Annotated in this window: 21 protein-coding genes and 1 pseudogene; 20 read left to right on the top strand and 2 right to left on the bottom strand. The window is 65.2% G+C overall.

What is annotated here, in order from left to right; genetic code table 11:
• Positions 1 to 10 precede the first annotated feature (10 nt).
• The 4 genes from JF66_RS03125 to JF66_RS03110 all read left to right on the top strand — a co-directional run bounded on the left by JF66_RS03125 (position 11) and on the right by JF66_RS03110 (position 5,238).
• Positions 11 to 2,071: a hypothetical protein gene (locus JF66_RS03125; protein ID WP_035875086.1), complete on the top strand. Its 2,061-nt coding sequence runs from the start codon at positions 11 to 13 to the stop codon at positions 2,069 to 2,071.
• Positions 2,072 to 2,986 (top strand): methionyl-tRNA formyltransferase, encoded by a 915-nt coding sequence (fmt, locus tag JF66_RS03120; protein WP_035875083.1) that lies wholly within the window; start codon positions 2,072 to 2,074, stop codon positions 2,984 to 2,986.
• On the top strand, positions 2,983 to 4,407 hold the full coding sequence (locus tag JF66_RS03115) for an RsmB/NOP family class I SAM-dependent RNA methyltransferase (protein WP_051973057.1): 1,425 nt from the start codon (positions 2,983 to 2,985) through the stop codon (positions 4,405 to 4,407). Before fmt ends, JF66_RS03115 begins: the two co-directional genes overlap by 4 nt.
• A gap of 114 nt (positions 4,408 to 4,521) precedes the next feature.
• Positions 4,522 to 5,238: a cyclopropane-fatty-acyl-phospholipid synthase family protein gene (locus JF66_RS03110; RefSeq protein ID WP_081882108.1), complete on the top strand. Its 717-nt coding sequence runs from the start codon at positions 4,522 to 4,524 to the stop codon at positions 5,236 to 5,238.
• A gap of 85 nt (positions 5,239 to 5,323) precedes the next feature.
• Here JF66_RS03110 and JF66_RS03105 read toward each other — a convergent pair whose 3' ends face one another.
• Entirely contained in the window at positions 5,324 to 5,734 is a 411-nt protein-coding gene (locus JF66_RS03105; RefSeq protein WP_051973056.1) for a hypothetical protein, read from the bottom strand.
• Between the two features lie 359 nt (positions 5,735 to 6,093).
• Between JF66_RS03105 and JF66_RS03100 the strand changes: the two genes are divergently transcribed.
• From JF66_RS03100 to pyk, 16 genes and pseudogenes are all read left to right on the top strand, one after another.
• Entirely contained in the window at positions 6,094 to 6,540 is a 447-nt protein-coding gene (locus tag JF66_RS03100; protein ID WP_156109628.1) for a hypothetical protein, read from the top strand.
• 57 nt (positions 6,541 to 6,597) lie between these two features.
• Positions 6,598 to 7,269 carry a ribulose-phosphate 3-epimerase gene (rpe, locus tag JF66_RS03095; protein WP_035875075.1) on the top strand — a complete coding sequence of 224 codons (672 nt, stop codon included), beginning with the start codon at positions 6,598 to 6,600 and terminating at the stop codon, positions 7,267 to 7,269.
• A gap of 9 nt (positions 7,270 to 7,278) precedes the next feature.
• Positions 7,279 to 7,542: a phosphoribosyl-ATP diphosphatase gene (locus JF66_RS03090; RefSeq protein ID WP_035836482.1), complete on the top strand. Its 264-nt coding sequence runs from the start codon at positions 7,279 to 7,281 to the stop codon at positions 7,540 to 7,542.
• 76 nt (positions 7,543 to 7,618) lie between these two features.
• Positions 7,619 to 8,457 (top strand): annotated as a pseudogene (gene hisG / locus JF66_RS03085) (ATP phosphoribosyltransferase).
• A gap of 15 nt (positions 8,458 to 8,472) precedes the next feature.
• Entirely contained in the window at positions 8,473 to 9,237 is a 765-nt protein-coding gene (hisF, locus tag JF66_RS03080) for an imidazole glycerol phosphate synthase subunit HisF (RefSeq protein WP_035875072.1), read from the top strand.
• On the top strand, positions 9,234 to 9,593 hold the full coding sequence (hisI, locus tag JF66_RS03075) for a phosphoribosyl-AMP cyclohydrolase (RefSeq protein ID WP_035875070.1): 360 nt from the start codon (positions 9,234 to 9,236) through the stop codon (positions 9,591 to 9,593). The genes hisF and hisI overlap by 4 nt, the downstream gene beginning before the upstream one ends.
• Positions 9,590 to 11,128 (top strand): anthranilate synthase component I, encoded by a 1,539-nt coding sequence (locus JF66_RS03070; protein WP_035875067.1) that lies wholly within the window; start codon positions 9,590 to 9,592, stop codon positions 11,126 to 11,128. The genes hisI and JF66_RS03070 overlap by 4 nt, the downstream gene beginning before the upstream one ends.
• A 30-nt stretch (positions 11,129 to 11,158) precedes the next feature.
• Positions 11,159 to 11,794 (top strand): Trp biosynthesis-associated membrane protein, encoded by a 636-nt coding sequence (locus tag JF66_RS03065; protein ID WP_035875181.1) that lies wholly within the window; start codon positions 11,159 to 11,161, stop codon positions 11,792 to 11,794.
• 29 nt (positions 11,795 to 11,823) lie between these two features.
• Complete coding sequence (locus tag JF66_RS03060; RefSeq protein ID WP_035875064.1) at positions 11,824 to 12,054, top strand: DUF6704 family protein; 231 nt, start codon at positions 11,824 to 11,826, stop codon at positions 12,052 to 12,054.
• Positions 12,055 to 12,058: 4 nt separating this feature from the next.
• Entirely contained in the window at positions 12,059 to 12,829 is a 771-nt protein-coding gene (trpC, locus tag JF66_RS03055; protein ID WP_035875061.1) for an indole-3-glycerol phosphate synthase TrpC, read from the top strand.
• On the top strand, positions 12,830 to 14,041 hold the full coding sequence (gene trpB, locus JF66_RS03050; protein WP_035875058.1) for a tryptophan synthase subunit beta: 1,212 nt from the start codon (positions 12,830 to 12,832) through the stop codon (positions 14,039 to 14,041). It begins immediately after the preceding gene.
• A complete protein-coding gene (gene trpA, locus JF66_RS03045; protein WP_035875055.1) occupies positions 14,038 to 14,868 on the top strand; it encodes a tryptophan synthase subunit alpha in 831 nt (276 codons plus the stop codon). Before trpB ends, trpA begins: the two co-directional genes overlap by 4 nt.
• A gap of 76 nt (positions 14,869 to 14,944) precedes the next feature.
• Positions 14,945 to 15,895 carry a prolipoprotein diacylglyceryl transferase gene (gene lgt, locus JF66_RS03040; RefSeq protein ID WP_081882106.1) on the top strand — a complete coding sequence of 317 codons (951 nt, stop codon included), beginning with the start codon at positions 14,945 to 14,947 and terminating at the stop codon, positions 15,893 to 15,895.
• 139 nt (positions 15,896 to 16,034) lie between these two features.
• Entirely contained in the window at positions 16,035 to 20,612 is a 4,578-nt protein-coding gene (gltB, locus tag JF66_RS03035; protein WP_051973053.1) for a glutamate synthase large subunit, read from the top strand.
• The gene (locus JF66_RS03030; RefSeq protein ID WP_035875051.1) at positions 20,605 to 22,062 is read left to right on the top strand and encodes a glutamate synthase subunit beta; all 1,458 of its coding nucleotides are present in this window, start codon (positions 20,605 to 20,607) and stop codon (positions 22,060 to 22,062) included. The genes gltB and JF66_RS03030 overlap by 8 nt, the downstream gene beginning before the upstream one ends.
• A 73-nt stretch (positions 22,063 to 22,135) precedes the next feature.
• Positions 22,136 to 23,581 carry a pyruvate kinase gene (gene pyk / locus JF66_RS03025; protein ID WP_035875049.1) on the top strand — a complete coding sequence of 482 codons (1,446 nt, stop codon included), beginning with the start codon at positions 22,136 to 22,138 and terminating at the stop codon, positions 23,579 to 23,581.
• Positions 23,582 to 23,588: 7 nt separating this feature from the next.
• Here pyk and JF66_RS24145 read toward each other — a convergent pair.
• Positions 23,589 to 23,795: hypothetical protein (locus JF66_RS24145; RefSeq protein WP_035875045.1), on the bottom strand; the 207-nt coding region annotated here is incomplete at its 5' end.

Genomic DNA, 23,795 nt, shown 5'->3' with positions numbered 1-23,795 from the left:
GGCAGGCATCGTGACGCGTTCCGGCCTCGTCGCCCGCGTTCTGATTGACTCACCTCTCCCGCAGCTCGACCACCTGTTCGATTACCGCATCCCCGAGGAACTCGTCGCTGTGGCTCTCCCCGGGGTGCGGGTTCGCGTTCCGTTTCGCTCGGGAGGGCGAATCATCGACGGGTACCTCATCGAGGTGATCGACCCGTCGACCGCTCCGAGTGATCAGTTCACGGGAACGCTCAGTCCTCTGGACGCCGTTGTGTCCGCGGCGCGCGTGCTCACTCCCGAGGTCTGGATGCTTGCACGGCGAGCGGCCGACAGGGCCGCCGGCAACGCAAGCGACATCCTCCGCCTCGCAGTGCCGCCCCGCCAGGTGCGCGTCGAGAAGGCCTGGCTGGCGGCGCAACCGGTTCACCCCGATCCGCTGGTCGAGCCGAACCCGCTGGTCGAGCCGAACCCGCTGGTCGAGCTTGTCGAGACCCCGGTCGAGACAAGTCGGCTTCAGTCTCTCACCACCCCCGCATTCGTCGGTTACCCCACGGGGCGCCTCGACACCGTGATCATGGAACGCCAGCGGGTCGCGGTCGCGGCCATCCCCGAGCTCGTGGCGCTGGCCGACGGCACGACAATCGGTCGTTGGGCGCAGACGCTCGCCGAACTCGGCATCGCTACGCTCGCGACCGGCACGTCCGCCATACTCTGCGTGCCCGACTACCGTGACCAGGACCAGGTGCAGGCAGCGCTCGACCAGCTGGCGCCAGCGGGGTCCGTGAGTCGAGTCGACGCTCGGCAAAGCAACCCGGATCGCTACCGTGCATTCCTCGCCTGTCTCGGAGCCGAGCCGCGTATCATTCTCGGCAATCGCTCCGCGATCTACGCCCCCGCAACGTCCCTCGGCCTGATCGCACTGTGGGACGACGGCGATCCCCTGTACGCGGAACCCCTGAGTCCCTATGTGCACGCGCGGGATGCCGCTCTCATCCGCCGGGAGGAAGCAGGCTGCAGTCTCGTGCTGCTCAGCCACTCGCGCAGCGTGGAAACCCAGCGGCTTGTCGAGCTCGGTTGGCTGGGCGAGGTTCACCCCGCCACCAACCGGCACCCGCGCATCATTCCCACCGACTTCCAGTCCGAATCGGACCAGCAGGCCCGCGCGGCGCGCATTCCGACGGCGGCATGGAACGCAGCCAGGGAAGCCCTGCGAGACGGGCCCGTGCTCGTGCAGGTCGCGAGTCCCGGCTATGCGCCCATGCTCGCCTGTCAGACCTGTAAGAAGGCCGCTCGCTGCACCACCTGCCAGGGGCCGCTCGGCCTGACCTCGGCCCGCGCTGTACCCGCCTGCCGCTGGTGCGGGGCGCTGGCCGCCGCGTGGACCTGCACGCACTGTGAGGGTCACAAGCTCCGGGTGGTCACGATGGGCACGGGACGCACGGCGGAAGAGCTTGGCCGCGCTTTCCCCGGAGCGCGCATCATCATCGCGGACGGCGAACACTCCATCCAGACGCTCGGTGGCGACGCTGCACTTGTCATCGCCACCCGCGGCGCGGAGCCGATTCCGGCTGGCGGATACCGCGCCATTCTCATTCTCGACGGGGAACGCATGCTGGCCCGCGAATCGCTGCGGGTAGGGGAAGACTGCCTGCGCTGGTGGTCGAATGCGGCCGCGCTGGCGGCTCCGGGCGCTCCGGTCGTTCTCGTGGGAGTGGGCGGTGCGCTGGCCCGGGCCTTGAACGCGTGGCAGCCCGAGGCATTCGCGAGTTCGGAGCTCGCCGACCGGCGCCAGCTTCGCTTTCCGCCGGCCGTTCGGGTGGCCTCGGTGACGGGCACCGCTGCCGATGTCGAGGCTGCCCTCGCGGATTTGGCGGAGTCTGCCGGTCTGGACGTACTGGGTCCGGTGAGCACCGAGGCGCCCTTGGTTCGGGCGATAGTCCGGTTCGCGTATGCCACGGGTGAAGAGGTCTCGCACGCGCTCAAAGCATCGGTCGTGCGCAACGCGGCCAAGCGCCGGCGGCCGGCGAAGTCCAGGTCGTTCCAGCCGGCGCCTACACTGAGAGTTCGATTCGATGACCCGGAGCTCCTGTAAATGAAACTTGTCTTCGCGGGCACACCCGACGTAGCCATCCCGAGCCTTACCGCTTTGGCGGACACCGAGCACACGATCGCCGCCGTGATCACCCGAGCGGATGCTCCACTCGGTCGCAAGCGCGTGCTCACGCCGTCGCCGGTGGCCCGGGCCGCCGTGGAGCTGGGCCTTCCGCTGATCAGGACGAACCGGCTCGACGTGGACGTGACCGCGGAAATATCAGCCCTGCAGCCGGACCTTGGCGTCATTGTGGCGTACGGCGGAATCGTGCGTGAACCCCTGTTGTCGGTGCCTCGGCTGGGCTGGATCAACCTGCACTTCTCACTGCTGCCGCGCTGGCGCGGAGCCTCACCCGTGCAGCGGGCTGTCATGGCGGGCGACGCCGAAACGGGCGCCGCCGTGTTCCAGCTCGTGAAGGAACTCGATGCTGGGGCCGTCTTCGGCAGCTTCTCGGAGCCCCTCGGAGCACATGCCACATCGGGAATGCTTCTCGAATCGCTCAGCCACAGCGGGGCGGACCTGCTGGTTCGAGTGGTCAACGAGCTCGCGAACGGCACCGCGCGGGGCCTGGAGCAAAGCGGTGAGGTGACACTGGCCCCGAAGTTGACGATCGACGATGCCCGGGTCGGCTGGAACAGGCCGGCCGCCGAAATCTACAACCAGATACGCGGGGTGACGCCCGAACCCGGCGCATACACCGTTGTGGATGATGCGAGACTTAAGCTTCTTGAGGTGACACCGGCCTACGGTGTACAGATTCCCGCAGGCGTGATCCTGCAGCGCGACAAGCATGTGCTGATTGGCACGCAGACCGATGCCCTTGAGCTCGTCTCCGTTCAACCGGCTGGAAAGAAAGCAATGAATGCACTTGACTGGTGGCGTGGCCTTGCAGCGACGGAGGTGGTCGCCTCATGAGTGACACCCAGAGCCGAGAACCGCGCGCGCCGCGCGGTACCCCGACCGACTTCGTGCAGCCCGCTCGGCGGGTGGCCTATGAGGTCATCGCCGCCGTACGGGAATCCGACGCGTACGCCAACCTCCTCCTGCCGACCCGGATCCAGCGCGCCGCACTCAACACCGCCGATGCCGCCCTCGCGACCGAACTCACCTACGGCACGCTCCGCATGCAGGGGCTCTACGACCGGGTTATCGCCCTCGCGGCAGGTCGCCCCGTGACCGCGATCGATCCGGCCATACTCGATGTACTGCGGCTCGGCACCCACCAGCTGCTCGCCACCCGCGTGGCCACCCATGCCGCGGTGAACGAGTCCGTGTCCCTGGCGAAGCAGGTCGGATCGCGTTCGGCCACCGGCTTCACCAATGGTGTGCTCCGCACGATCTCGCGTTCGAGCTCCGAGGAATGGCTCGAACGTGTTCTCGCTGATGCGGTGAACGACGACGACCGCCTCGCGGCCGAGCACTCACATCCGTCCTGGGTCGTGCGTGCCTTTCGCCAGTCCCTGCGCTCCGAGGGCCGTGAAAGCGAACTCGTGGACCTGCTCGCGGCCGACAACGTGCCGGCCAAGGTCAACATGGTTGCCCTGCCCGGTCTCACGTCGACGGAGGACACCGACAAGCTCGGCGAAGCAGACGCTTTCTCGCCCACCGGCTACGTTCTTGCCGGGGGAGACCCATACCACCTGATGAGCGCCGCCGGCGGTCGAGTGCGAGTGCAGGACGAGGGCTCCCAGCTCGCTGCCCTCAGCCTCAGCCGCGCTCGCGCCGTGAAGCCGGGCGAACGGTGGCTCGACCTGTGTGCCGGGCCGGGCGGCAAGGCCGCCCTGCTTGCCGCAGAGGCGCGGAGCCACGGCGCGGAACTGGTTGCCAACGAACTGGTGCCCGCCCGAGCCACGCTCGTGCGCAACGCCCTCGCCGCCATCCCCGAGACGATCACGGTGTGGGAACTCGACGGTACCCGCATCGCTGACAAGCACCCCGAAGAGTTCGACCGGATTCTGCTCGACGCCCCGTGCACCGGGCTCGGCGCCCTGCGCCGCCGTCCTGAGGCGCGGTGGCGCAAACAACCCAAGGACGTTGCCGAGCTCGCCGGACTGCAGTCCGGCCTGATCGACGCGGCCCTCGGCGCGCTCAAGCCGGGCGGAATTCTTGCCTATGTCACGTGCTCACCACACACCGCAGAGACGCGCGGCATCGTCGCTACCGCGCTGAAGAAGTGGGCGGGCAAGGTGAGCGCCCTGGATACCGCAGCGGTCGTGCAGTCACTGAGCAACACCGAACTCGACCTGGCCGGGGATCCGTCCAGCGTGCAGCTCTGGCCGCACCGCCACGGAACCGATGCCATGTTCATCACGCTTTTGGAGCGCAACCTCGAGTAGATCGCGGCGCGCGATGGCCAGCGGGACAAGGCCTGTGCACTATTCCCGGTTTGCTTCGCACCAAATCCGGCCGAAGAACTTGCTCTTCGGCCGCGTCGGCATCAGTGTAAGAAGATGACTACGGAACCCACCAGTTCGAACCAGACCGAACCACACAGCCACTCCTCCGTGCACGAGCCCGAGGTCGACCAGGCGGAAGACCCGACGACATTTTGGGAGCGCCGTTACATCGAACGCGGCGGCGACAAGGGGCAGATGTGGAGCGGACACGCAAACGCCGCCCTCGAACGTGAAGCGGCCGGATTGGAGCCGGGCACGGCACTCGACTTGGGCAGCGGGGAAGGCGGCGACGCCCTGTGGCTGGCCCACGGCGGCTGGCAGGTCACGGCGGTCGACATCTCCACCACAGCGCTGTCACGCGGGGAGGGTCGAGCCGAGTCGGCCGGCCTGGCCGATCGCATTCGCTGGGTGCAGGCAGACCTCGCTGTGTGGCAGCCCGAGTCGACCTTCGACCTCGTGTCGGCTCAATTCCTCCAGTCTCCGGTCGAGTTGCCGCGCGAGCAGATTCTGCGCCGGGCTGCCTCCGCCGTCGCGCCGGGTGGTCAGCTGCTCATCGTCGGACATGCGGCCTTCCCGAAGTGGTCCACCCACCGTGCTCAGCCCGAGGACACCCCCAGCCCCGAGCATGTTCTGGCGTCGCTCGCGCTATCGGCGGACGAGTGGACGGTGATCACGAAGGAACTGTTCGAACGCGAGGCCACCGGTCCCGATGGCACGACGGACACGCTCACCGACAGCATCCTGAGGGTTCGCCGAAATCGACCCGCCTAGGAGCGGTGTGATCAATCCAGAGCCGGCGCCGTCGAGCGGCTCACCGGGCATTCGTGGTGCGGGTGGCACCGCGAATGCCCGGTCGCTAATCCGTGACCCGGCTCAAGGGCCGGTACACCGCCAGCGCGTGGATGATCCAAATGTCGATTGCGATGATCGTGATCGCCCAGAACGGGGCCCAGGGTATGAACATGAAGTTCACGATCGCCGAGATGGACACGAGGATGATCCCGGTGACGCGGGCCCAGGTCTGACCGACCATCACCGCGAAGCCGGCAAGGAGAACGAGAATGCCGAGCGAGAGGTGCACCCAGCCCCACGTCGTCCCGCTGATGTCGTAGTAGTCGGCAACCGGCCGGAAGAAGTTGCCGTTGAATATGCCGGCCAGACCCTCGAGAGCCCAAAAAAAGCCGCCGATGATCATGAGAGTTCCGGCGAACAGCGCTCCGCCTACACCTCGCATGGTGTCTGTCTGTGTCATCTGCGTTGTCGTCATCTCACCACTCCTTGCTTCTCACGCCCTCGGGCCGAATCCGGGTGTGGCTCAGCCGGGCAGTGACGCATAGTACTACCACATCGTTTCTGCTGCTACCCCTCGTCCGCACGAAACTCGACCGTGACCGGGACTTGTGCCGGCGCTGAGCACACTGATGAAGCATGGATGACCTGAAGGTTTTCACCCGTAGCGAAACTGAGGCGCCGAGAGCGTGGTTGCTGGGTGGGGCATTGTTCCTCGGATCGGCTCACCGGAGCTACGCACATCGCCGCGACCTAGGGCGGTGCTTCCAGCACGTTGTGGGCGGTACGGACTCGGCGCTAAGGTGGGACCATCAACGGCGAACGGGGGGATCCGTGATGACGCGCTTGACCAGGTCTGCCGCACGTCGCAGCTCAGCCTGGGCTGCCGGAGCGCTGCTGTGCGTGGCAGGACTTGCGCTGACCGGATGCGTGGCCGACGAGCCCGTGACGCAGATTCGCGCTTTCCTGGCCACCGAGCGGGACTCGGGTGACTCGCTCCCGGACAGCGCAGCGACGGACGGCCTCGACATGGAATCCAGCCGCCTCGTGGGTGCAGTAGACGGAGTCGAGTATTTCGTCGCCGCCTATCACACCACCGGCGCATGCATCGTCATGGTGACCGGTTCCGGCATGGTTGGCTCGTCCTGCGGCGACAACCCGAACACTCTGGCGGGCGGAACTTCGCTCACGGGGCATGCCATGGTCTACCAATCCACCGACGAGATCCCGAAGGGCTGGGAGAAGGTCGGCGACTTCCTCATCGTGAACCCGGCCGCCACCTAGCTCCCGTAACGAATAGGGCACGCGTGCCTGTCGCATCCGCTCGTCTAGGCTTTCAGCATGCCCATACGCATCAATCCGAGCATCCTGGCCGCCGACTTCGCCAATTTCGAACATGAGCTCGGGCGGATTCGCACCGCTGATCTCGTGCACGTCGACATCATGGACAACCACTTCGTGCCCAACCTCACCTTCGGGCTCGCCATGGTGGACCGGCTGCAGCAGGTGTCGCCGCTGCCCCTCGATATTCACCTGATGATCGATGACCCCGACCGGTGGGCCCCCGGCTATGCCGAGGTCGGCGCATACTCGGTTACCTTTCACGCGGAGGCGGCCACGGATGCCGTGGCGCTCGCCCGCAGGCTGCGTTCGATCGGCGCGCGCGCGGGCCTTGCCCTGAATCCCGGTACCCCGGTGAAGCAGTATCTCGACCTGCTTCCGGAATTCGATCAGGTGCTCGTGATGACCGTTGAGCCCGGATTTGGGGGCCAGAGCTTCATGGCATCGACGATGCCCAAGCTCGAAGCCCTGTCCGCCGCAGTGAAATCGAGCGGGCTCGACGTGTGGCTGCAGGTCGACGGTGGCATCACCGCGCAGACCATTGAGATCGCCGCCGCCGCTGGAGCTGACACCTTCGTGGCCGGGTCGAGCGTCTTCGGCGCCGACGATCCGACCGAACAGATCGCACTCCTGCGCGCCGCCGCGGCCCGCCACGACCACGGGCACGAGTAACCTAGAACAGTGAAGACTTTTGATGACCTTTTTGCTGAGCTGAGCGACAAGGCCCTGACCCGCCCGGAAGGGTCCGGTACCGTGCGCGAGCTCGATGCCGGCGTGCACGCCATCGGCAAGAAAATTGTCGAAGAGGCCGCCGAGGTTTGGATGGCCGCCGAATTCCAGAGTGACGAAGAAACGGCGGCTGAGATCTCCCAGCTCCTGTACCACCTTCAGGTGCTCCTGATCGCGAAGGGCCTGACCCCGGCCGACGTCTACCGACATCTCTGATCCGATTCCTCCCGGTGAGCCGCCCGTTCACCGCCCAGTAACCGTATCCGTCGCCAGACCACCAGAGAGTGTCCCCATGCTGAGAATTGCCGTGCCCAATAAGGCTCATTGTCCGAAACCGCCGCCCAGATGCTGTCCGAGGCCGGCTACCGGGGTCGCCGTGACCCGCGCGACCTCGTGGCCGCCGACCCGAACAACGGCGTCGAGTTCTTCTACCTGCGTCCCCGTGACATCGCCACGTACGTGGGCTCCGGAGCCCTCGACGTGGGCATCACCGGACGTGACCTGCTCCTCGATTCCGGTTCGAGTGCCCTCGAAATCGCAAGCCTCGACTTCGGAGACTCCACGTTCCGCTTCGCCGGGCCGGCCGGTCGTTTCCGTGACCTGTCCGACCTCACCGGACTCCGTGTCGCCACGAGCTACCCGGGACTCGTCGAGACTTTCCTCGCCGGCTACGACGTGAAGGTCACCCTCGTGCCCCTCGACGGAGCCGTCGAATCCGCCGTGCAGCTCGGCGTAGCGGATGCCGTAGCGGATGTCGTGTCCACCGGCACCACGCTGAAGAAGGCCGGCCTCGAGATCTTCGGACCGGTCATCCTGCAGTCAACGGCTGTGCTGATCAGCTCTGAGAACGACAAGCCTGGTATCGCGACGCTCTTGCGCCGCCTGCAGGGCGTACTCGTGGCCCGGCAGTACGTGCTGCTCGACTACGACATCCCGTCGGCGCTGCTCGACGCCGCCTGCGCGATGGCACCGGGCATCGAGTCGCCGACGGTCTCGTCACTGCACGACCCGGAGTGGGTCGCGGTTCGGGTGATGATCGCTCGTCTCGACATGAACAACGTGATGGATTCGCTCTATGCCCTGGGGGCACGCGCTATCCTCGTCACCACCATTCACAACGCCCGCTTGTAACCCGGAGGAGTCAGCATGAGCCTCTCCGTTCGTGTCATCCCGTGCCTCGACGTGGCCAACGGCCGCGTCGTCAAGGGTGTCAACTTCAAGAACCTGCGCGACGCGGGTGACCCGGTCGAACTCGCCCGACTGTACTACGAGCAGGGCGCCGACGAGCTGTGCTTTCTGGACGTGACAGCAACCGTCGACAACCGCGCCACGACCTACGATGTGGTGCGGGCCACGGCCGAGCAGGTCTTCATCCCACTCACGGTCGGCGGGGGCATCCGTGGCGTCGAAGACGTGTCCCGGCTGCAGGCAAGCGGAGCAGACAAAGTGAGCATCAACAGCGCCGCCATCGCGCGCCCGGAGCTCATTGCCGAGATCGCCGATCGATTCGGCGCCCAGGTCATCGTGCTCTCACTCGATGTCAAGCGCAGCAATCGCACCGAGTCGGGTTTCATCGTGACCACGCACGGAGGACGCACCGAAACCGATATCGACGCCGTCGCCTGGGCCCGTGAGGCCATCGAGCTTGGCGCGGGGGAGTTGCTGATCAATTCCATCGACGCCGACGGCACGAAGCAGGGCTTCGACATTGACCTGATTTCCCTGATGCGTTCGAACAGCCGCGTTCCGGTGATCGCCTCCGGCGGTGCGGGCCGGGTCGAAGACTTCCCTCCTGCGGTGCGCGCGGGAGCCGACGCGGTGCTGGCTGCATCCGTTTTCCACGACGAGATACTCACGATAGGCGACGTCAAGCGCGAGCTGGCGAGTGCCGGAATGCTGGTGCGATCATGACCGAGGAACCCCGATTCGACGCCGCGGTGTACAACTCCGAGGGCCTGCTCCCCGCTGTGATCCAGCAGTGGGACACCGGCGAGGTACTCATGCTCGCCTGGATGAACAAAGAGGCCCTGCGGCGCACCCTCACCGAGGGGCGCGTCACCTTCTGGTCCCGCAGCCGTCAGGAGTACTGGCGCAAGGGCGATACGTCCGGCCACGCGCAGTACGTGCGCTCAGCGGCGCTGGACTGCGACAATGACACGCTCCTGGTGAAGGTCGATCAGGTCGGAGTCGCCTGCCACACGGGAACCCGTACGTGCTTCGACGGACGCGAACTTGACGTCGTGACCATGGAGAGGTCCGAGGGATGAGCGGACAGCGTCCCACGGCCGGATCCACCTCCCCCGAGCAGTTCGGCGCTTTGATCGGCGCACACCGGGTGATCCCGGTCATCCGTGAGCTGTTCGCGGACGGTGAGACGCCCGTGGGCATCTACCGCAAACTCGCAGCGGGCCAGCCCGGCAGCTTCCTGCTGGAATCGGCCGAGCAGGGCGGGATCTGGTCGCGGTTCTCCTTTGTCGGTGTGTCGTCTTTCGGAGTGCTGACCCAGGAGGGCGACGACACCCGATGGATCGACTACGGCGTATCGGCGGAGCGCGCACTTGGCGCGGCCCTGAATCTTCAGCCCCTCGCCGCGCTGGACTTCCTGTTCGAACGCTGGCAGACGCCGCGCTTGCCCGAACACCCGCCGCTTACCGGCGGTCTTGTCGGATTCATCGGGTGGGAAGCAATCCGCCAGATCGAGAATCTGCCGCATCAGCCGCCGGCCGATTACGATGTTCCCGGTCAATCGTTCAGCTTCGTCGCCGACCTCGTCGTGCTCGATCACAAGTACGGCACCGTTCAACTCATCGCGAACGTCCTCAATGACGGCACGGATTCTCCCGACGAGCTCTGGGCTGCGGCGCACACCCGACTTGACGCCCTGCAAACTCGTCTGGCAGCACCGAGCGAAGCCTGGCTCGCCGAGGTCGACCTCACGACGCCGTCTTATGCGACGACCCGCACCACCCGCGATGACTTTCTGGCCTCCGTGGGCACGGCTAAGGAACACATCGTGGCCGGTGACGTCTTCCAGGTTGTCATTTCCCAGCGTTTCGATCAGGAGTGCACCGCCGACCCGATCGACGTGTACCGGGTGTTGCGCAGCCTGAACCCGAGTCCGTACATGTACTTGCTCAGCCTTGAGTCCTCGACCGGTGAACCGTACTCGATCGTGGGCTCCTCGCCGGAGGCCCTTGTCAAGGTGCAAAACGGCCGCGTCTTCACCCACCCCATCGCGGGGTCGAAGCCGCGAGGGACAACGCCGGAGGCCGACGCCGACTTCGCGGCCGAGCTGGCAGCGGATGCGAAGGAGGGCGCCGAGCACTTGATGTTGGTCGACCTCGCGCGCAACGACCTCTTGAAGGTGTGCCGTGCCGGGTCCGTCGAGGTGACCGAATTCAAGCGCATCGAACGGTTCAGCCACATCATGCACCTCGTGTCGTCGGTTGAAGGCGATCTGCTCCCGGATAAGACCGCAATCGATGTCTTCAAGGCGGCCTTCCCCGCCGGGACGCTCTCCGGCGCGCCGAAGCCGCGTGCCCTGCAGATCATCGATGCCCTGGAGCCTGCTCAGCGTGGCGTCTATGGGGGAGTTGTCGGTTACTTCGGCTTCGCTGGGGACGCCGACCTCGCCATCGCCATCCGCACCGCGACCATCAAGGACGGCGTCGCGCACGTCCAGGCCGGGGGAGGGCTTGTGCTGGATTCGGATCCCGCATCCGAGTACCAGGAATCCCAGAACAAGGCGGCGGCGCCGCTGCGTGCAGTGGCCGTGGCAAACGCCATGAAGCGGGTGTTCTAGCCCGTGTCGTCCACAACCTCCGGCAGCCGGATGTCCCCACGCCGAGTCAAACTGACATTGATCCTCGCGGTTCTCGGGGCGAGCATGCTCGCACTCCTGGCCTGGACCCAGGTGTGGGTGAACGCCACCGTCAGCACATCCGGCACCGATTCGCTTGCCCTGGCAGTCGACGGGTCGGAGGCCTCTCCGGCGATCACCGCCCTGGCCCTGGCGGGATTCGCCCTCGCCGGTGCTCTCACCATCGCCGGTCGGATTATTCGCCTCGTTTTGGGGGCGCTGGAGATCCTCATCGGGGTGTCCGTCTTCCTTGCCACGTACCAGGTCATCAACGCCCCCGCCCTGGCCAGTTCCTCCGCCGTGACCAAGGCCACGGGCATTGCCGGTACCGAGTCGATTCTCGCGGTCGTTGCCGACGCATCCGCCACCCCGTGGCCCTATCTGGCCCTCGTCGCGTCGTTTCTCATGCTGCTCGCCGGTGTCGGCATCATCATCACGGCCGGGCGATGGCCCGGCCCGACAAGCCGCTACCAGACCACTCGGCTGGCGCCGGCCGGCGGCGAAATGGGTAACCGTGACCACGCTCCGGACCCGGTCGTCGATTGGGACGATCTCAGCCGCGGCGAGGACCCCACCGCAGGCAATAAGCGCGGCCGCCCGCTAGAGTAGATATGTTCGTCACCGCACAAAGGAGATTCATGAGCATCGACGTGTCAGACCCCGGCCACGGCCACTCACCGGCGGCGTGGACCGCAGTGATCATCATGCTTGTCGCCTTCATCGTTGGTACAACCGCGTTCTTCTTCGCGATGGCATGGCTCGTCTGGGCCTCGCTTGGGTTGCTCATTGTTGGAGTCATTGTCGGCTGGGTCATGGCCAAGGCCGGCTACGGTGTGGGAGACATGACCGCAGCTCCCCACGGTCACTAGCCGAGTGCTCTCCGAGCTTATGGCAGGCGCCGTTTCCGACGCCGAACAACGCCGTCTCAGTCGTCCATTCGCCGCGGTCGAAGCGGATGCTCTGGCCCGTCCCGCTTCCCTCGATGCGCTCTCGGCGCTGGCGCCGGCCGATCGTGTCAAGATCATCGCCGAAATCAAGCGTGCCAGCCCGTCCCGCGGGGCGCTGGCCGACATTGTCGACCCCGCCGCGCTGGCGGCCTCCTATGAAGCCGGCGGAGCCAGCGCTATCAGCGTGCTCACCGAAGGCCGACGTTTTCTGGGCACCCTTGCCGACCTCGAACAGGTACGGGCGGCGGCGACAATTCCGGTGCTGCGTAAAGACTTCATTGGTACCGATTACCAGGTGCTGGAGGCGCGAGCCGCCGGCGCCGATATGGTTCTGCTGATCGTGGCCGCACTCGATCAGAAGACCCTGCTCTCGCTGCAGGAACTGATCCGCGCCCTCGGTATGACCGCACTGGTCGAAACGCACAGCGCAGACGAGGTCGGTCGCGCCCTGGATATCGGCGCGAGCCTGGTGGGCGTGAATGCGCGCAACCTGTCCGACTTCACCCTTGACCAGAATCTCTTCGGGGCTCTGGCCGACCGCATCCCCTCCGGCGTCGTGCGCGTCGCCGAGTCCGCGGTCAAAACAGCAACCGACGTGGCGCACTACCGCGCCGCGGGTGCCGACGTTGTTCTTGTCGGCGAAGCGCTCGTCACGAGCGACCCCATCCGCACCCTCTCTGAGTTTTTGGCGGTTTAAATGTCTTTGAGTACGCAGAACGGCCCGTATTTCGGTGAATTCGGAGGACGATTCGTTCCCGAATCACTCGTGGCGGCCCTCGACGAGCTGACCGCTGAGTACGAGGTCGCCAAGAAGGATCCGGCGTTCGCCGCCGAGCTGATGGAGCTGCATCGCAGCTACACCGGACGGCCGTCCGTGATCACCGAGGTGCCTCGCTTCGCCCGGCACGCCGGGGGTGCGCGCATCATTCTGAAGCGGGAAGACCTCAACCACACCGGTTCGCACAAGATCAACAATGCCCTCGGGCAGGCGCTCCTGACCAAGCGCATTGGCAAGAACCGCGTCATTGCCGAAACCGGTGCCGGTCAGCACGGTGTGGCCACCGCGACAGTTGCCGCCCTCTTCGGGCTCGAGTGCGTCGTGTACATGGGCGAGGTCGACACGGAACGCCAGGCCCTGAACGTGGCCCGCATGCGTTTGCTCGGTGCCGAGGTCGTGCCGGTCAAGACCGGCTCCCGCACGCTCAAAGACGCGATCAATGACGCCATGCGCGACTGGGTCACCAACGTGGAAGACACCAACTACATCTTCGGTACCGTCGCGGGCCCGCACCCGTTCCCCACTATGGTGCGGGACTTCCAGAAGATCATCGGTGAAGAGGCGCGCCAGCAGGTCCTCGATCTCACGGGTAAGCTCCCCGATGCCGTCACGGCGTGCGTGGGCGGCGGCTCGAACGCCATGGGTATCTTCCACGCCTTCCTCGACGACCCGGACGTGGCACTGTACGGCTATGAAGCTGCCGGTGACGGCGCGGAGACGCCGCGTCATGCGGCCACCATCACCAAGGGACGTCCGGGTGTGCTGCACGGCGCCCGGAGTTTTCTGCTCCAGGACGATGACGGCCAGACCGTGGAGTCGTATTCCATCTCAGCAGGCCTCGACTACCCGGGCGTCGGTCCGGAACATGCCTGGCTCTCCACCATAGGGCGGGCCAGCTACCTCCCGATCACGGATGACGAAGCCATGCAGGCCCTGCGCCTGCTCAGCCAAACCGAGGGAATCATCCCGGCCATCGAGTCCGCGCACGCCCTCGCCGGCACGCTCGCGCTCGGGCGCGAACTGGGCCCGGACGCAACCATTCTCGTCAATCTCAGCGGCCGCGGGGACAAAGACATGCAGACTGCCGCCCAATACTTTCAGCTATTCGACGAAGGAGCGGTGCAATCATGAGCAACGCGTCCAGCCCCGCCGCGAACAGCATCACGAGCGCCGTCGAGAAGACGATTGCCCTCCGCCGTGAAGCGGGAAGCGGCGCCTTGATCGGCTACCTGCCCGTCGGATTTCCGACCCTGAGCGAAAGCATCGACGCTGCGGTGGCCCTCGCGGCCAACGGCGTCGACATCATCGAACTTGGTCTTCCTTACTCTGACCCCGTCATGGACGGTCCTGTCATTCAGGCTGCGACCCAGCGTGCCCTTGCCGGCGGCTTCCGGCTGCGTAACGGGTTTGAAGCCGTCGCGGCCATCACTGCGCAGGTGACGGCCCCTGTGCTCGTGATGACCTACTGGAACCCTGTTGTGCAGTACGGAGTCGATCGCTTCGCCGACGACTTGATCGCCGCCGGTGGCGCCGGACTCATCACGCCCGACCTCATCCCCGATGAGGCTGACAGCTGGATGGCCGCGAGTGAGAGCACGGGACTGGATCGCGTCTTTCTCGCGGCCCCCTCGTCCTCCGATGCACGACTCGTGCAGGCCATCGAAGCGAGCCGTGGTTTCGTCTACGCTGTGTCGACAATGGGTACGACCGGCGCCCGCGCCGGTGTGGACTCTGCCGCGCAGATTCTCATCGAGCGGCTGCGTGCTGCTGGATCCACGAGCGCCTGCGTGGGCCTGGGGATCTCCACCCCTGAACACGTTCGCGAGATCCTCGCGTATGCCGATGGTGCCATCGTGGGTTCCGCACTCGTTAAAGCTCTCGCGGACGGTGGCGTCGCCGCCGTAGGGGCACTCGCCCTTGCCCTTTCCGAGGGCGCACAAAACATCCGCTCGATCTAAGATAAGTTGACGCAGAGCAGCCTCTGCTCCTCTATCGACGCACCTTCTGGAAGGTAATACTGAGTTGTCTATGCCTATGAGCATCCCAAGTCCCGAGTGGAGTTTCTTCGATCTGGGACCGCTCCGCATCCACGCATACGCCCTCTGCATCCTCGCTGGAATCATTCTTGCCACGGCGATCACCTCGCGCCGTCTCACCAAGCGCGGAGGTGAGCCGGGCGTCGTTCTCGACATCATCCTGTGGGCCGTTCCACTCGGCATCGTGGGAGCCCGCGTCTACCACGTGCTCACTCACCCCGGGGACTACTTCTACGACGGTGCCAACCCGTGGGAGGTATTCGCGATTTGGAACGGCGGCAACGCCATCTTCGGATCGCTGATCGGTGGCGCCGTGGGCGCCTGGATCGGTTGCCGGCTGTCGGGAGTTCGCTTCTGGTCATTCGCCGACGCGCTAGCGCCCGCGATGCTCATCGCGCAGGCGACGGGCCGCCTCGGAAACTGGTTCAATCACGAACTGTTCGGCCTGCCGACAACGCTGCCGTGGGGGCTTGAGATCGACGCCACCAACCCCGCCTACCCGGTGGGGCTCCCCGTTGGCACGCTCTTCCACCCCACATTCCTGTACGAAATGATCTGGAACGTCATCGGTGTGATCGTGATCATTCTGATCGAACGCCGCATCAACCTCCGCTGGGGCAAGGCATTCGCCATCTACCTCATCTGGTACGGCGTCGGCCGCAGCTTCTTCGAGGCCATCCGCGTGGACCCGAGCGAATACCTCTTCGGAATTCGTACGAACATTTGGGCAGCCTATGCCGCAATCCTCCTCGGGATCATCATCTTCCTCGTGCAGCGACGCGCCCATCCCGGACTCGAACTGAGCGTCTACGTTCCTGGTCGGGAATGGAAAGCTCCTCACGCTGAGGTAGAATCACAGGACAATGATTCGGACCTCGAGGATCACGGCGCTGAAGCCGACGGGACCGATGCTCTGAACGCGCCCACAGCCACAAGCACCCGCGGGTAGCGCCTCTTTACCACGTAACCCAGCCAGGCAACCGCCTCAGACGGTACACGGTATGTTCCCGGACCGGGTTACCGTGTCTTTTCCCTCCAGCGGGCCAGCGTCGTCCCTCCCTGCAAGTCATTTCGTGAGGACGGTCTCAATGACGCAGAAAGCTCTCTCTTCCAAGTTCAGCATGGTGCCCGAAAAGCAGGGTCTGTACGACCCTGCTGCGGAACACGATGCGTGCGGTTTGGCCATGGTCGCGACTCTTCGCGGTACCGCCGGCCATGACATCATCACGTTGGCGCTCGATGCGCTTCGTAACCTCGAACACCGAGGCGCCGTCGGGTCCGATGCCGGTACGGGCGACGGTGCGGGCATCATCACGCAGATTCCCGACGCTTTTCTGCGCGCCGTCACGGACTTTGACCTGCCGCCCGCCGGGCAGTATGCGGTTGGAAATGTCTTTCTGCCGACCGACCCGACGGCGCGCACAAGCATTAAGCGGGCGCTGAACCTCAAGGCCGGGGAGGAGAACCTCGAGGTCATCGGATGGCGTGAAGTTCCCGTCCGCCCGGATGAACTCGGTAATCTGGCGCGCGTGGCCATGCCGGCTATCCAGCAGCTGTTCGTGAAGAGCTCCCTGATGACTGAGCTGGGAGAGAATTTCGGCGGCATTGCACTGGACCGCCAGACCTTCCGGCTGCGGAAACGTGCCGAGCGCGAATTGGACCTCTATTTTCCGTCGTTGTCGTGCCGCACTCTCGTCTACAAGGGCATGGTCACGTCTCTGCAGCTTGAGCCGTTCTACCCCGATCTCTCCGACGAGCGCTTCACGTCGACCCTGGCGCTCGTTCACTCGCGCTACTCCACCAACACGTTCCCGTCCTGGCCGCTCGCTCAGCCGTTCCGGATGATCGCGCACAACGGCGAGATCAACACGGTGCAGGGCAACCGAAACTGGATGAGCGCACGCCAGTCGCAGCTCGAATCCCTGGAACTCGGTGACCTCGCGCCCCTGCTGCCGATCGTCACTCCCGGGGCGAGCGACTCCGCCTCCTTCGACGAGGTCGTGGAGCTGCTCAGCCTCTCCGGACGATCGCTCCCGCACGCGGTCATGATGATGATGCCGGAGGCTTGGGAAAATCAGCCGGAGCTCAACCCCGAGCGTCGGGACTTCTACGAGTACCACTCCATGATGATGGAACCGTGGGACGGCCCCGCCGCCATCGTCTTCACGGACGGGGCCCTCGTTGGTGCGACTCTTGACAGAAACGGTCTCCGCCCCGGCCGCTACCTCATCACCGATGACGGCCTCGTTGTGCTGGCCAGCGAGATCGGTGTTCTCGACATCGATCCCGCACGTGTGGTGCGTAAGGGACGCCTGCGTCCCGGCAAGATGTTCCTCGTCGACACTGTCGCCGGGCGCCTCATCGAAGACGACGAGATTAAGGACGAACTGTCCGCGAGCAAGCCCTGGGGCGAATGGCTCGACGCCGGCCGCATCAACCTCAAGGACCTGCCAGAGCGAGAGCACATCGTGCACCCGCCGGCGTCCGTCGTGCGGCGTCAGCGCACCTTCGGGTACACCGAGGAGGAAGTGCGCATCCTGCTCGCGCCCATGGCACGGACGGGCGCAGAACCTCTCGGAGCGATGGGATCGGACACTCCGATCGCCGTGCTGAGCGACCGTCCGCGCCTCATGTTCGACTATTTTGCGCAGCAGTTCGCGCAGGTCACGAACCCGCCCCTCGACTCGATCCGGGAAGAGGTCGTCACCTCGCTGAAGCTCGGGCTCGGCCCGGAGCGCAATCTTCTGCTCGCCGGCCCCGAACACGCCCGTCAGGTCGTTCTTGATTTTCCGGTGATCGACAACGACGAGCTGGCCAAGATCCAGCACATTGATCCCGCCGTCGGCAGCCGCACGACCACCACCATTCGCGGCCTGTACCGCTTCGAGGAGGGCCCCGACGCCCTCGCAAACCGCCTGGACGCCCTGTGCCTGGAAGTGGATGCTGCCATCGAAGATGGCGCGCTGTTCATCGTGCTCTCAGATCGCGACTCCAACAAGGACCTCGCGCCCATCCCGTCGCTGCTGATGATCGCGGCCGTGCACCATCACCTGATCCGCACGGAAAACCGCATGAAGGTTGGCATCGTCGTTGAGGCGGGGGACGTTCGCGAGGTGCATCACGTGGCGACGCTCATCGGGTACGGAGCATCCGCTGTGAACCCGTACCTCGCGATGGAAACGTGTGAGAACCTCGTGCGCAGCGGCATGATCACCAACGTCACGCCGGAAAAGGCCGTGAGTAACGTCATCAAGGCGCTCGGCAAGGGCGTTCTGAAGATTATGTCCAAGATGGGCATCTCCACCGTGTCCTCGTACGCCGGCGCACAGGCCTTTGAGGCGGTCGGGCTCGGCCAGGCATTCGTCGACCAGTACTTCACCGGCACGACGAGCAAGCTCGGCGGTGTGGGCATCGATGTGATCGCTGCCGAGAACCTGCAGCGCCATTCTGTGGCATATCCGATGGATGCCGCTGTCACCGCGCACGAACGCCTCCTGACCGGCGGCGAGTACCAGTGGCGCCGCGACGGAGCCCCCCATCTCTTCAACCCGGAGACGATCTTCCGTCTGCAGCACTCCACCCGCACACGGCGCTACGACATCTTCCGCGAGTACACCAAGCTCGTCGACGATCAGTCCGAATCGCTGATGACACTGCGTGGCATGTTCACGTTCAACACGGGCTCGCGTCGTCCCGTGCCGCTCGACGAGGTTGAGTCGGTCGCGTCCATCGTGAAGCGCTTCTCCACCGGCGCCATGAGCTACGGTTCGATCTCCCAGGAAGCGCACGAGACGCTGGCGATCGCCATGAACAAGCTCGGTGGGCGCTCCAACACTGGAGAGGGTGGCGAAGACCTTGATCGCCTGCTCGATCCGGAACGCCGCAGCGCCGTGAAGCAGGTCGCGTCCGGGCGCTTCGGCGTCACGAGCATGTACCTGACGCACGCCGACGACATCCAGATCAAGCTTGCGCAGGGTGCGAAGCCCGGCGAGGGCGGGCAGCTGCCCCCGACCAAGGTGTACCCCTGGATCGCGCGCACCCGAAATGCGACCGCGGGAGTGGGGCTCATTTCACCGCCCCCGCACCACGATATCTATTCGATCGAAGATCTCAAGCAGCTCATCTTCGACCTCAAACGCGCGAACCCCAAGGCCCGTATCCATACCAAGCTGGTGAGCCAGTCCGGTATCGGCGCGGTCGCTGCCGGAGTCGCGAAGGCCCTGTCCGACGTGATCCTGATCAGCGGACACGATGGGGGCACCGGCGCGAGTCCGCTCAACTCTCTCAAGCACGCCGGGACCCCGTGGGAGCTCGGCCTCGCCGAGACCCAGCAGACGCTGATGCTCAACGGAATGCGCAGCCGAGTCGTCGTGCAGGTTGACGGTCAGCTCAAAACCGGCCGGGATGTCATCATCGGTGCGCTTCTGGGAGCAGAGGAGTTCGGTTTCGCATCCGCTCCGCTGGTCGTCGAAGGCTGCATCATGATGCGGGTCTGTCACCTGGACACCTGCCCGGTGGGCGTGGCGACGCAGAATCCGGAATTGCGCAAGCGCTTCACGGGCAAGGCCGAGCACGTCATCAACTTCTTCGAATTCATTGCGCAAGAGGTGCGCGAGTACCTCGCGGAATTCGGCTACCGCAGCCTCGACGAGGTCATCGGACACCGCGAACTGCTCGACGTCAACCGGGCGATGAAGCATTGGAAGGCCTCCGGTCTCGACCTGGCTCCGATCCTGGTGGGCCCGGACTTCTCCGAGTCTGAGCCGCGGCAGCATCAGCGCGGCCAGGAACACGAACTCGACCTGCACTTCGACAACGAACTCATCCGCCGGAGCGCGAGCGTGCTTGAGCACGGCGGAAAGGTGACCATCGAGCTTCCGATCCGCAACACGGAGCGCGCGGTGGGAACCATGCTCGGCCACGAGGTCACGCTGCGGCACGGTCAGAACGGTTTGCCGAACGGATCGATCGAGGTGACACTGCGTGGTTCCGCCGGGCAGTCTTTCGGGGCGTTCCTGCCCAGCGGCATCACGCTCAGGCTCGAAGGCGACTCCAACGACTACGTCGGAAAGGGACTCTCCGGCGGCCAGATCGTTGTGCTCCCCGATCGAAACAGTGTCTTCCCCGCCGAAGAGAACGTCATCGCCGGAAACGTCATCGGCTACGGCGCCACACAGGGCAGCATGTTCATCCGCGGAATGGTCGGCGAACGTTTCCTGGTGCGCAACTCGGGTGCGACCGCCGTGGTCGAGGGTGTGGGAGACCACGCCCTGGAGTACATGACCGGCGGCCTTGCCGTGATCCTCGGCAGCACGGGTCGAAACCTTGGGGCGGGCATGTCCGGTGGCACCGCGTACGTGTACGGCCTGAACCGGGAGCAGGTTAATCTGTCCTCGCTCGAATCGGGCGAGCTCACCCTGTCTCCGTTGGGAGGTGCCGACCGCGAGATCGTCCGTGATCTGCTGGCTCAGCACTACGCCCAGACGCAGTCGGCCCTGGCCGAGCGGATGCTTGCCAACCTGGAAGAAACAATGAACACTTTTGTCAAGGTGCTGCCGCGTGACTACGCGGCCGTGCTGGCAACCCGGCAATCGGCCGTCGACGAGGGGCTCGACCCCGACGGCGACGTTGTCTGGAACCGTATTTTGGAGGTAACCAATGGCTGATCCGAAGGGATTTCTGAAGACGACCGAACGCGAGCTTCCGGCCCGTCGGCCCGTTGCGCTGCGCTTGATGGACTGGAAAGAGGTCTACGAACAGGGTGATGCGGCCGTGCTCAAGCGTCAGGCCGGCCGCTGCATGGACTGCGGAGTGCCGTTCTGCACCCAGGGATGCCCTCTCGGCAATATCATCCCGGAGTGGAACGATCTGGTCTGGCGCGACGAGGGACGTCAGGCGATCGAACGTCTGCACGCCACGAACAACTTCCCCGAGTTCACCGGCCGTTTGTGCCCGGCACCGTGCGAGTCCTCGTGTGTGCTGTCCATCAACCAGCCTGCCGTCACGATCAAGCAGGTCGAAGTCTCTATCATCGACCAGGCCTTTGCCAAGGGCTGGGTGCAGCCTCAGCCCCCCGGCCGACTCACCGGCAAGACCGTTGCCGTGGTCGGTTCCGGGCCGGCCGGTCTCGCCGCGGCGCAGCAGCTCACGCGAGCCGGGCACACCGTGGCCGTGTTCGAGCGCGATGACCGTATCGGCGGCTTGCTGCGCTATGGCATTCCGGATTTCAAAATGGAGAAGAAGCACCTTGAACTCCGACTCGGGCAGATGACGGCGGAGGGCACTCGGTTCCGTGCCGGCGTGAATATCGGCGTGGACATCACCTGGGACGACCTGCGCGCTCGGTACGACGCCGTCGTGGTCGCCACGGGAGCCATGGTGCCGCGCGATCTTCCCATCCCCGGCCGGGACCTTCCCGGTGTGCACTTCGCCATGGAGTACCTCGTGCAGCAGAACAAGGTCGGGGCCGGCGGAAGCATGGCCGACCAGATCACGGCCGAGGGCAAGCATGTCGTCGTTCTCGGCGGCGGTGACACCGGCGCAGACTGCATCGGCACAGCGCACCGCCAGCTCGCCGCATCCGTCACCAACCTCGCCATCGGTAAGCAGCCCGGCACAAGCCGCACGGACAGCCAGCCGTGGCCGCTCACGCCCACCCTGTTCGAGGTGTCGAGCGCACACGAAGAGGGCGGCACGCGCGAATATTTGGCGTCGACGGTCGAGTTTCTCGCCAACGACGTGGGCGAGGTACGGGCTATTCGCATCGCGGAGACCGAGTACATCGACGGCCGGAGGGTGCCCAAGGCGGGTACCGAACGCGAGATACCAGCGGACCTCGTGTTGCTCGCCCTCGGCTTCACCGGGCCGGAATCGGATGATCTTGGCCACCAACTGCAGCTTCCGTTCAATGACCGGGGTACTGTCGAACGTGGCGGGGATTACCAGACCAGCCGGGAGGGTGTCTTCGTGGCCGGAGACGCAGGCCGTGGGCAGTCGCTCATCGTCTGGGCAATAGCTGAGGGCCGCGCTGCGGCAGCAGCCGTCGACACGTTCCTCGAAGGCGAAACCCACCTCCCCTCACCGGTCAGGCCGACCGACACATCCTTCTCGCTCTAAAACCCTTTCATCCCGCACTTCACTACCGCTTCACAATGCGCTCACACGGCGCGGAAACCGGAGATCCACCAGCATGAGACGCGCCAAAATCGTCGCAACCCTCGGGCCGGCAGCAGCCAGCTATGAGCAGATCAGGGCGCTCATCGACGCGGGCGTTGACGTCTGTCGTATGAACCTGAGCCACGGAAACTATCAGGTACACGAAAGCGTGTATGCCAACGTGCGCAAGGCAGCCAATGACTCGGGGCGCGCCATCGCGGTGATGGTCGACCTCCAGGGACCGAAGATCCGTCTCGGCAAGTTTGAGGGCGGGCCGTATGACCTGGCCGTCGGTGACATCTTCAAGATCACCACCGAAGACGTGCTCGGCACGAAGGAACTGTCCGGAACGACGTTCAAGGGCCTTCCGAACGACGTGAGCCCCGGGGACTTCCTGCTCATCGATGATGGCAAGGTCAAGGTTCAGGTCGTCGAGTCGGATGGCGTCGTGGTCACCACCAAGGTGATCGTCGCCGGCCCGGTGTCCAACAACAAGGGCATCAACCTGCCGGGTGTCGCGGTCAACGTGCCGGCCCTGTCGGAAAAAGACGAAGCAGACCTGCGTTGGGGCCTCCGTCTCGGCACGGACCTCATCGCCCTCTCCTTCGTGCGCAGCGCAGAGGACATCGTGCGCGTTCACGAGATCATGGCAGAGGAAGGGCGCCGCGTGCCCGTCATCGCCAAGATCGAGAAGCCGCAGGCCGTCGAGAACCTTGAAGGAATCGTCGATGCGTTCGACGCCATCATGGTGGCCCGCGGAGACCTCGGTGTCGAGCTGCCGCTCGAGGCCGTTCCGATCGTGCAGAAGCAGGCCGTCGAGATCGCTCGCCGCATGGCGAAGCCGGTCATCGTCGCCACCCAGATGCTGGAATCGATGATCCTCAGTCCGGTGCCGACGCGCGCCGAGACCTCTGACGTCGCCAACGCGGTCCTTGACGGGGCCGATGCCGTGATGCTCAGCGGTGAAACGAGCGTCGGGGAATACCCCGTCGTCACGGTCCAGACCATGGCTCGCATCGTCGAATCGACTGAGGTCCACGGGCTCGAACGCATTGGCAAGCTCACCAACCGCCCCCGCACGCAGGGTGGGGCCATTACGCTCGCCGCAATCGAGGTCGCCGAGTTCGTCGAAGCGAAATTCCTCTGTATCTTCACCGAGTCCGGCGATTCGGCCCGGCGCATGTCGCGGCTGCGTTCCAAGATTCCGATGCTCGCCTTCACGCCCGACCCGGGCATCCGTCGTCGCCTGGCCCTGACCTGGGGCGTGCAAACGTACCTTGTTGACCCGGTGACACACACGGACGCCATGTTCGGCCAGGTCGACGACCTTCTGCTGGGTCAGGGGCTCGCCGAAATCGGTGACAAGGTCGTCGTCATCTCCGGTTCCCCTCCCGGAATCGTGGGTTCCACCAACGACATCCGCGTGCACCGCGTGGGAGACGCTCATAATGAGGTCGCACCGGCCTACGTGAAGAGCTAACCGCCGGTCACCGACGGCTGAACGCCCCGCCCCGTGTCGATTCGACGCGGGCGGGGCGTTTCTCGTGCGCCAGTACTCTCGTGTCCCGCGGTTCGAGGAACGCTGCTGTGCTCTCCCGCTGATCGAGGAACGCCGCTGTGCTGCCCCGCTGATCGTGGAACGCTGCTGTGCTCTCCCGCTGATCGAGGAATGCTGCTGTGCTCTCCCGCTGATC

Source organism: Cryobacterium sp. MLB-32 (assembly GCF_000738085.1).
GTDB lineage: Bacteria > Actinomycetota > Actinomycetes > Actinomycetales > Microbacteriaceae > Cryobacterium.
The sequence above is the reverse complement of the archived record's forward strand: the minus strand, read 5'-3'. Positions and strand labels throughout refer to the sequence as shown.

What these genes read in the sequence shown, in the direction of transcription:
- gltB (WP_051973053.1), top strand. Translation starts at nt 16,035, where the DNA reads ATGACGCAGAAAGCTCTCTCTTCCAAGTTCAGCATGGTGCCCGAAAAG.
- JF66_RS03110 (WP_081882108.1), top strand. Translation starts at nt 4,522, where the DNA reads ATGACTACGGAACCCACCAGTTCGAACCAGACCGAACCACACAGCCAC.
- JF66_RS03030 (WP_035875051.1), top strand. Translation starts at nt 20,605, where the DNA reads ATGGCTGATCCGAAGGGATTTCTGAAGACGACCGAACGCGAGCTTCCG.
- trpA (WP_035875055.1), top strand. Translation starts at nt 14,038, where the DNA reads ATGAGCAACGCGTCCAGCCCCGCCGCGAACAGCATCACGAGCGCCGTC.
- JF66_RS03065 (WP_035875181.1), top strand. Translation starts at nt 11,159, where the DNA reads ATGTCCCCACGCCGAGTCAAACTGACATTGATCCTCGCGGTTCTCGGG.
- hisF (WP_035875072.1), top strand. Translation starts at nt 8,473, where the DNA reads ATGAGCCTCTCCGTTCGTGTCATCCCGTGCCTCGACGTGGCCAACGGC.
- hisI (WP_035875070.1), top strand. Translation starts at nt 9,234, where the DNA reads ATGACCGAGGAACCCCGATTCGACGCCGCGGTGTACAACTCCGAGGGC.
- pyk (WP_035875049.1), top strand. Translation starts at nt 22,136, where the DNA reads ATGAGACGCGCCAAAATCGTCGCAACCCTCGGGCCGGCAGCAGCCAGC.
- JF66_RS03115 (WP_051973057.1), top strand. Translation starts at nt 2,983, where the DNA reads ATGAGTGACACCCAGAGCCGAGAACCGCGCGCGCCGCGCGGTACCCCG.
- trpB (WP_035875058.1), top strand. Translation starts at nt 12,830, where the DNA reads ATGTCTTTGAGTACGCAGAACGGCCCGTATTTCGGTGAATTCGGAGGA.
- JF66_RS03105 (WP_051973056.1), bottom strand. Translation starts at nt 5,734, where the DNA reads ATGACGACAACGCAGATGACACAGACAGACACCATGCGAGGTGTAGGC.
- JF66_RS03100 (WP_156109628.1), top strand. Translation starts at nt 6,094, where the DNA reads ATGACGCGCTTGACCAGGTCTGCCGCACGTCGCAGCTCAGCCTGGGCT.
- JF66_RS03060 (WP_035875064.1), top strand. Translation starts at nt 11,824, where the DNA reads ATGAGCATCGACGTGTCAGACCCCGGCCACGGCCACTCACCGGCGGCG.
- lgt (WP_081882106.1), top strand. Translation starts at nt 14,945, where the DNA reads ATGAGCATCCCAAGTCCCGAGTGGAGTTTCTTCGATCTGGGACCGCTC.
- JF66_RS03070 (WP_035875067.1), top strand. Translation starts at nt 9,590, where the DNA reads ATGAGCGGACAGCGTCCCACGGCCGGATCCACCTCCCCCGAGCAGTTC.
- rpe (WP_035875075.1), top strand. Translation starts at nt 6,598, where the DNA reads ATGCCCATACGCATCAATCCGAGCATCCTGGCCGCCGACTTCGCCAAT.
- fmt (WP_035875083.1), top strand. Translation starts at nt 2,072, where the DNA reads ATGAAACTTGTCTTCGCGGGCACACCCGACGTAGCCATCCCGAGCCTT.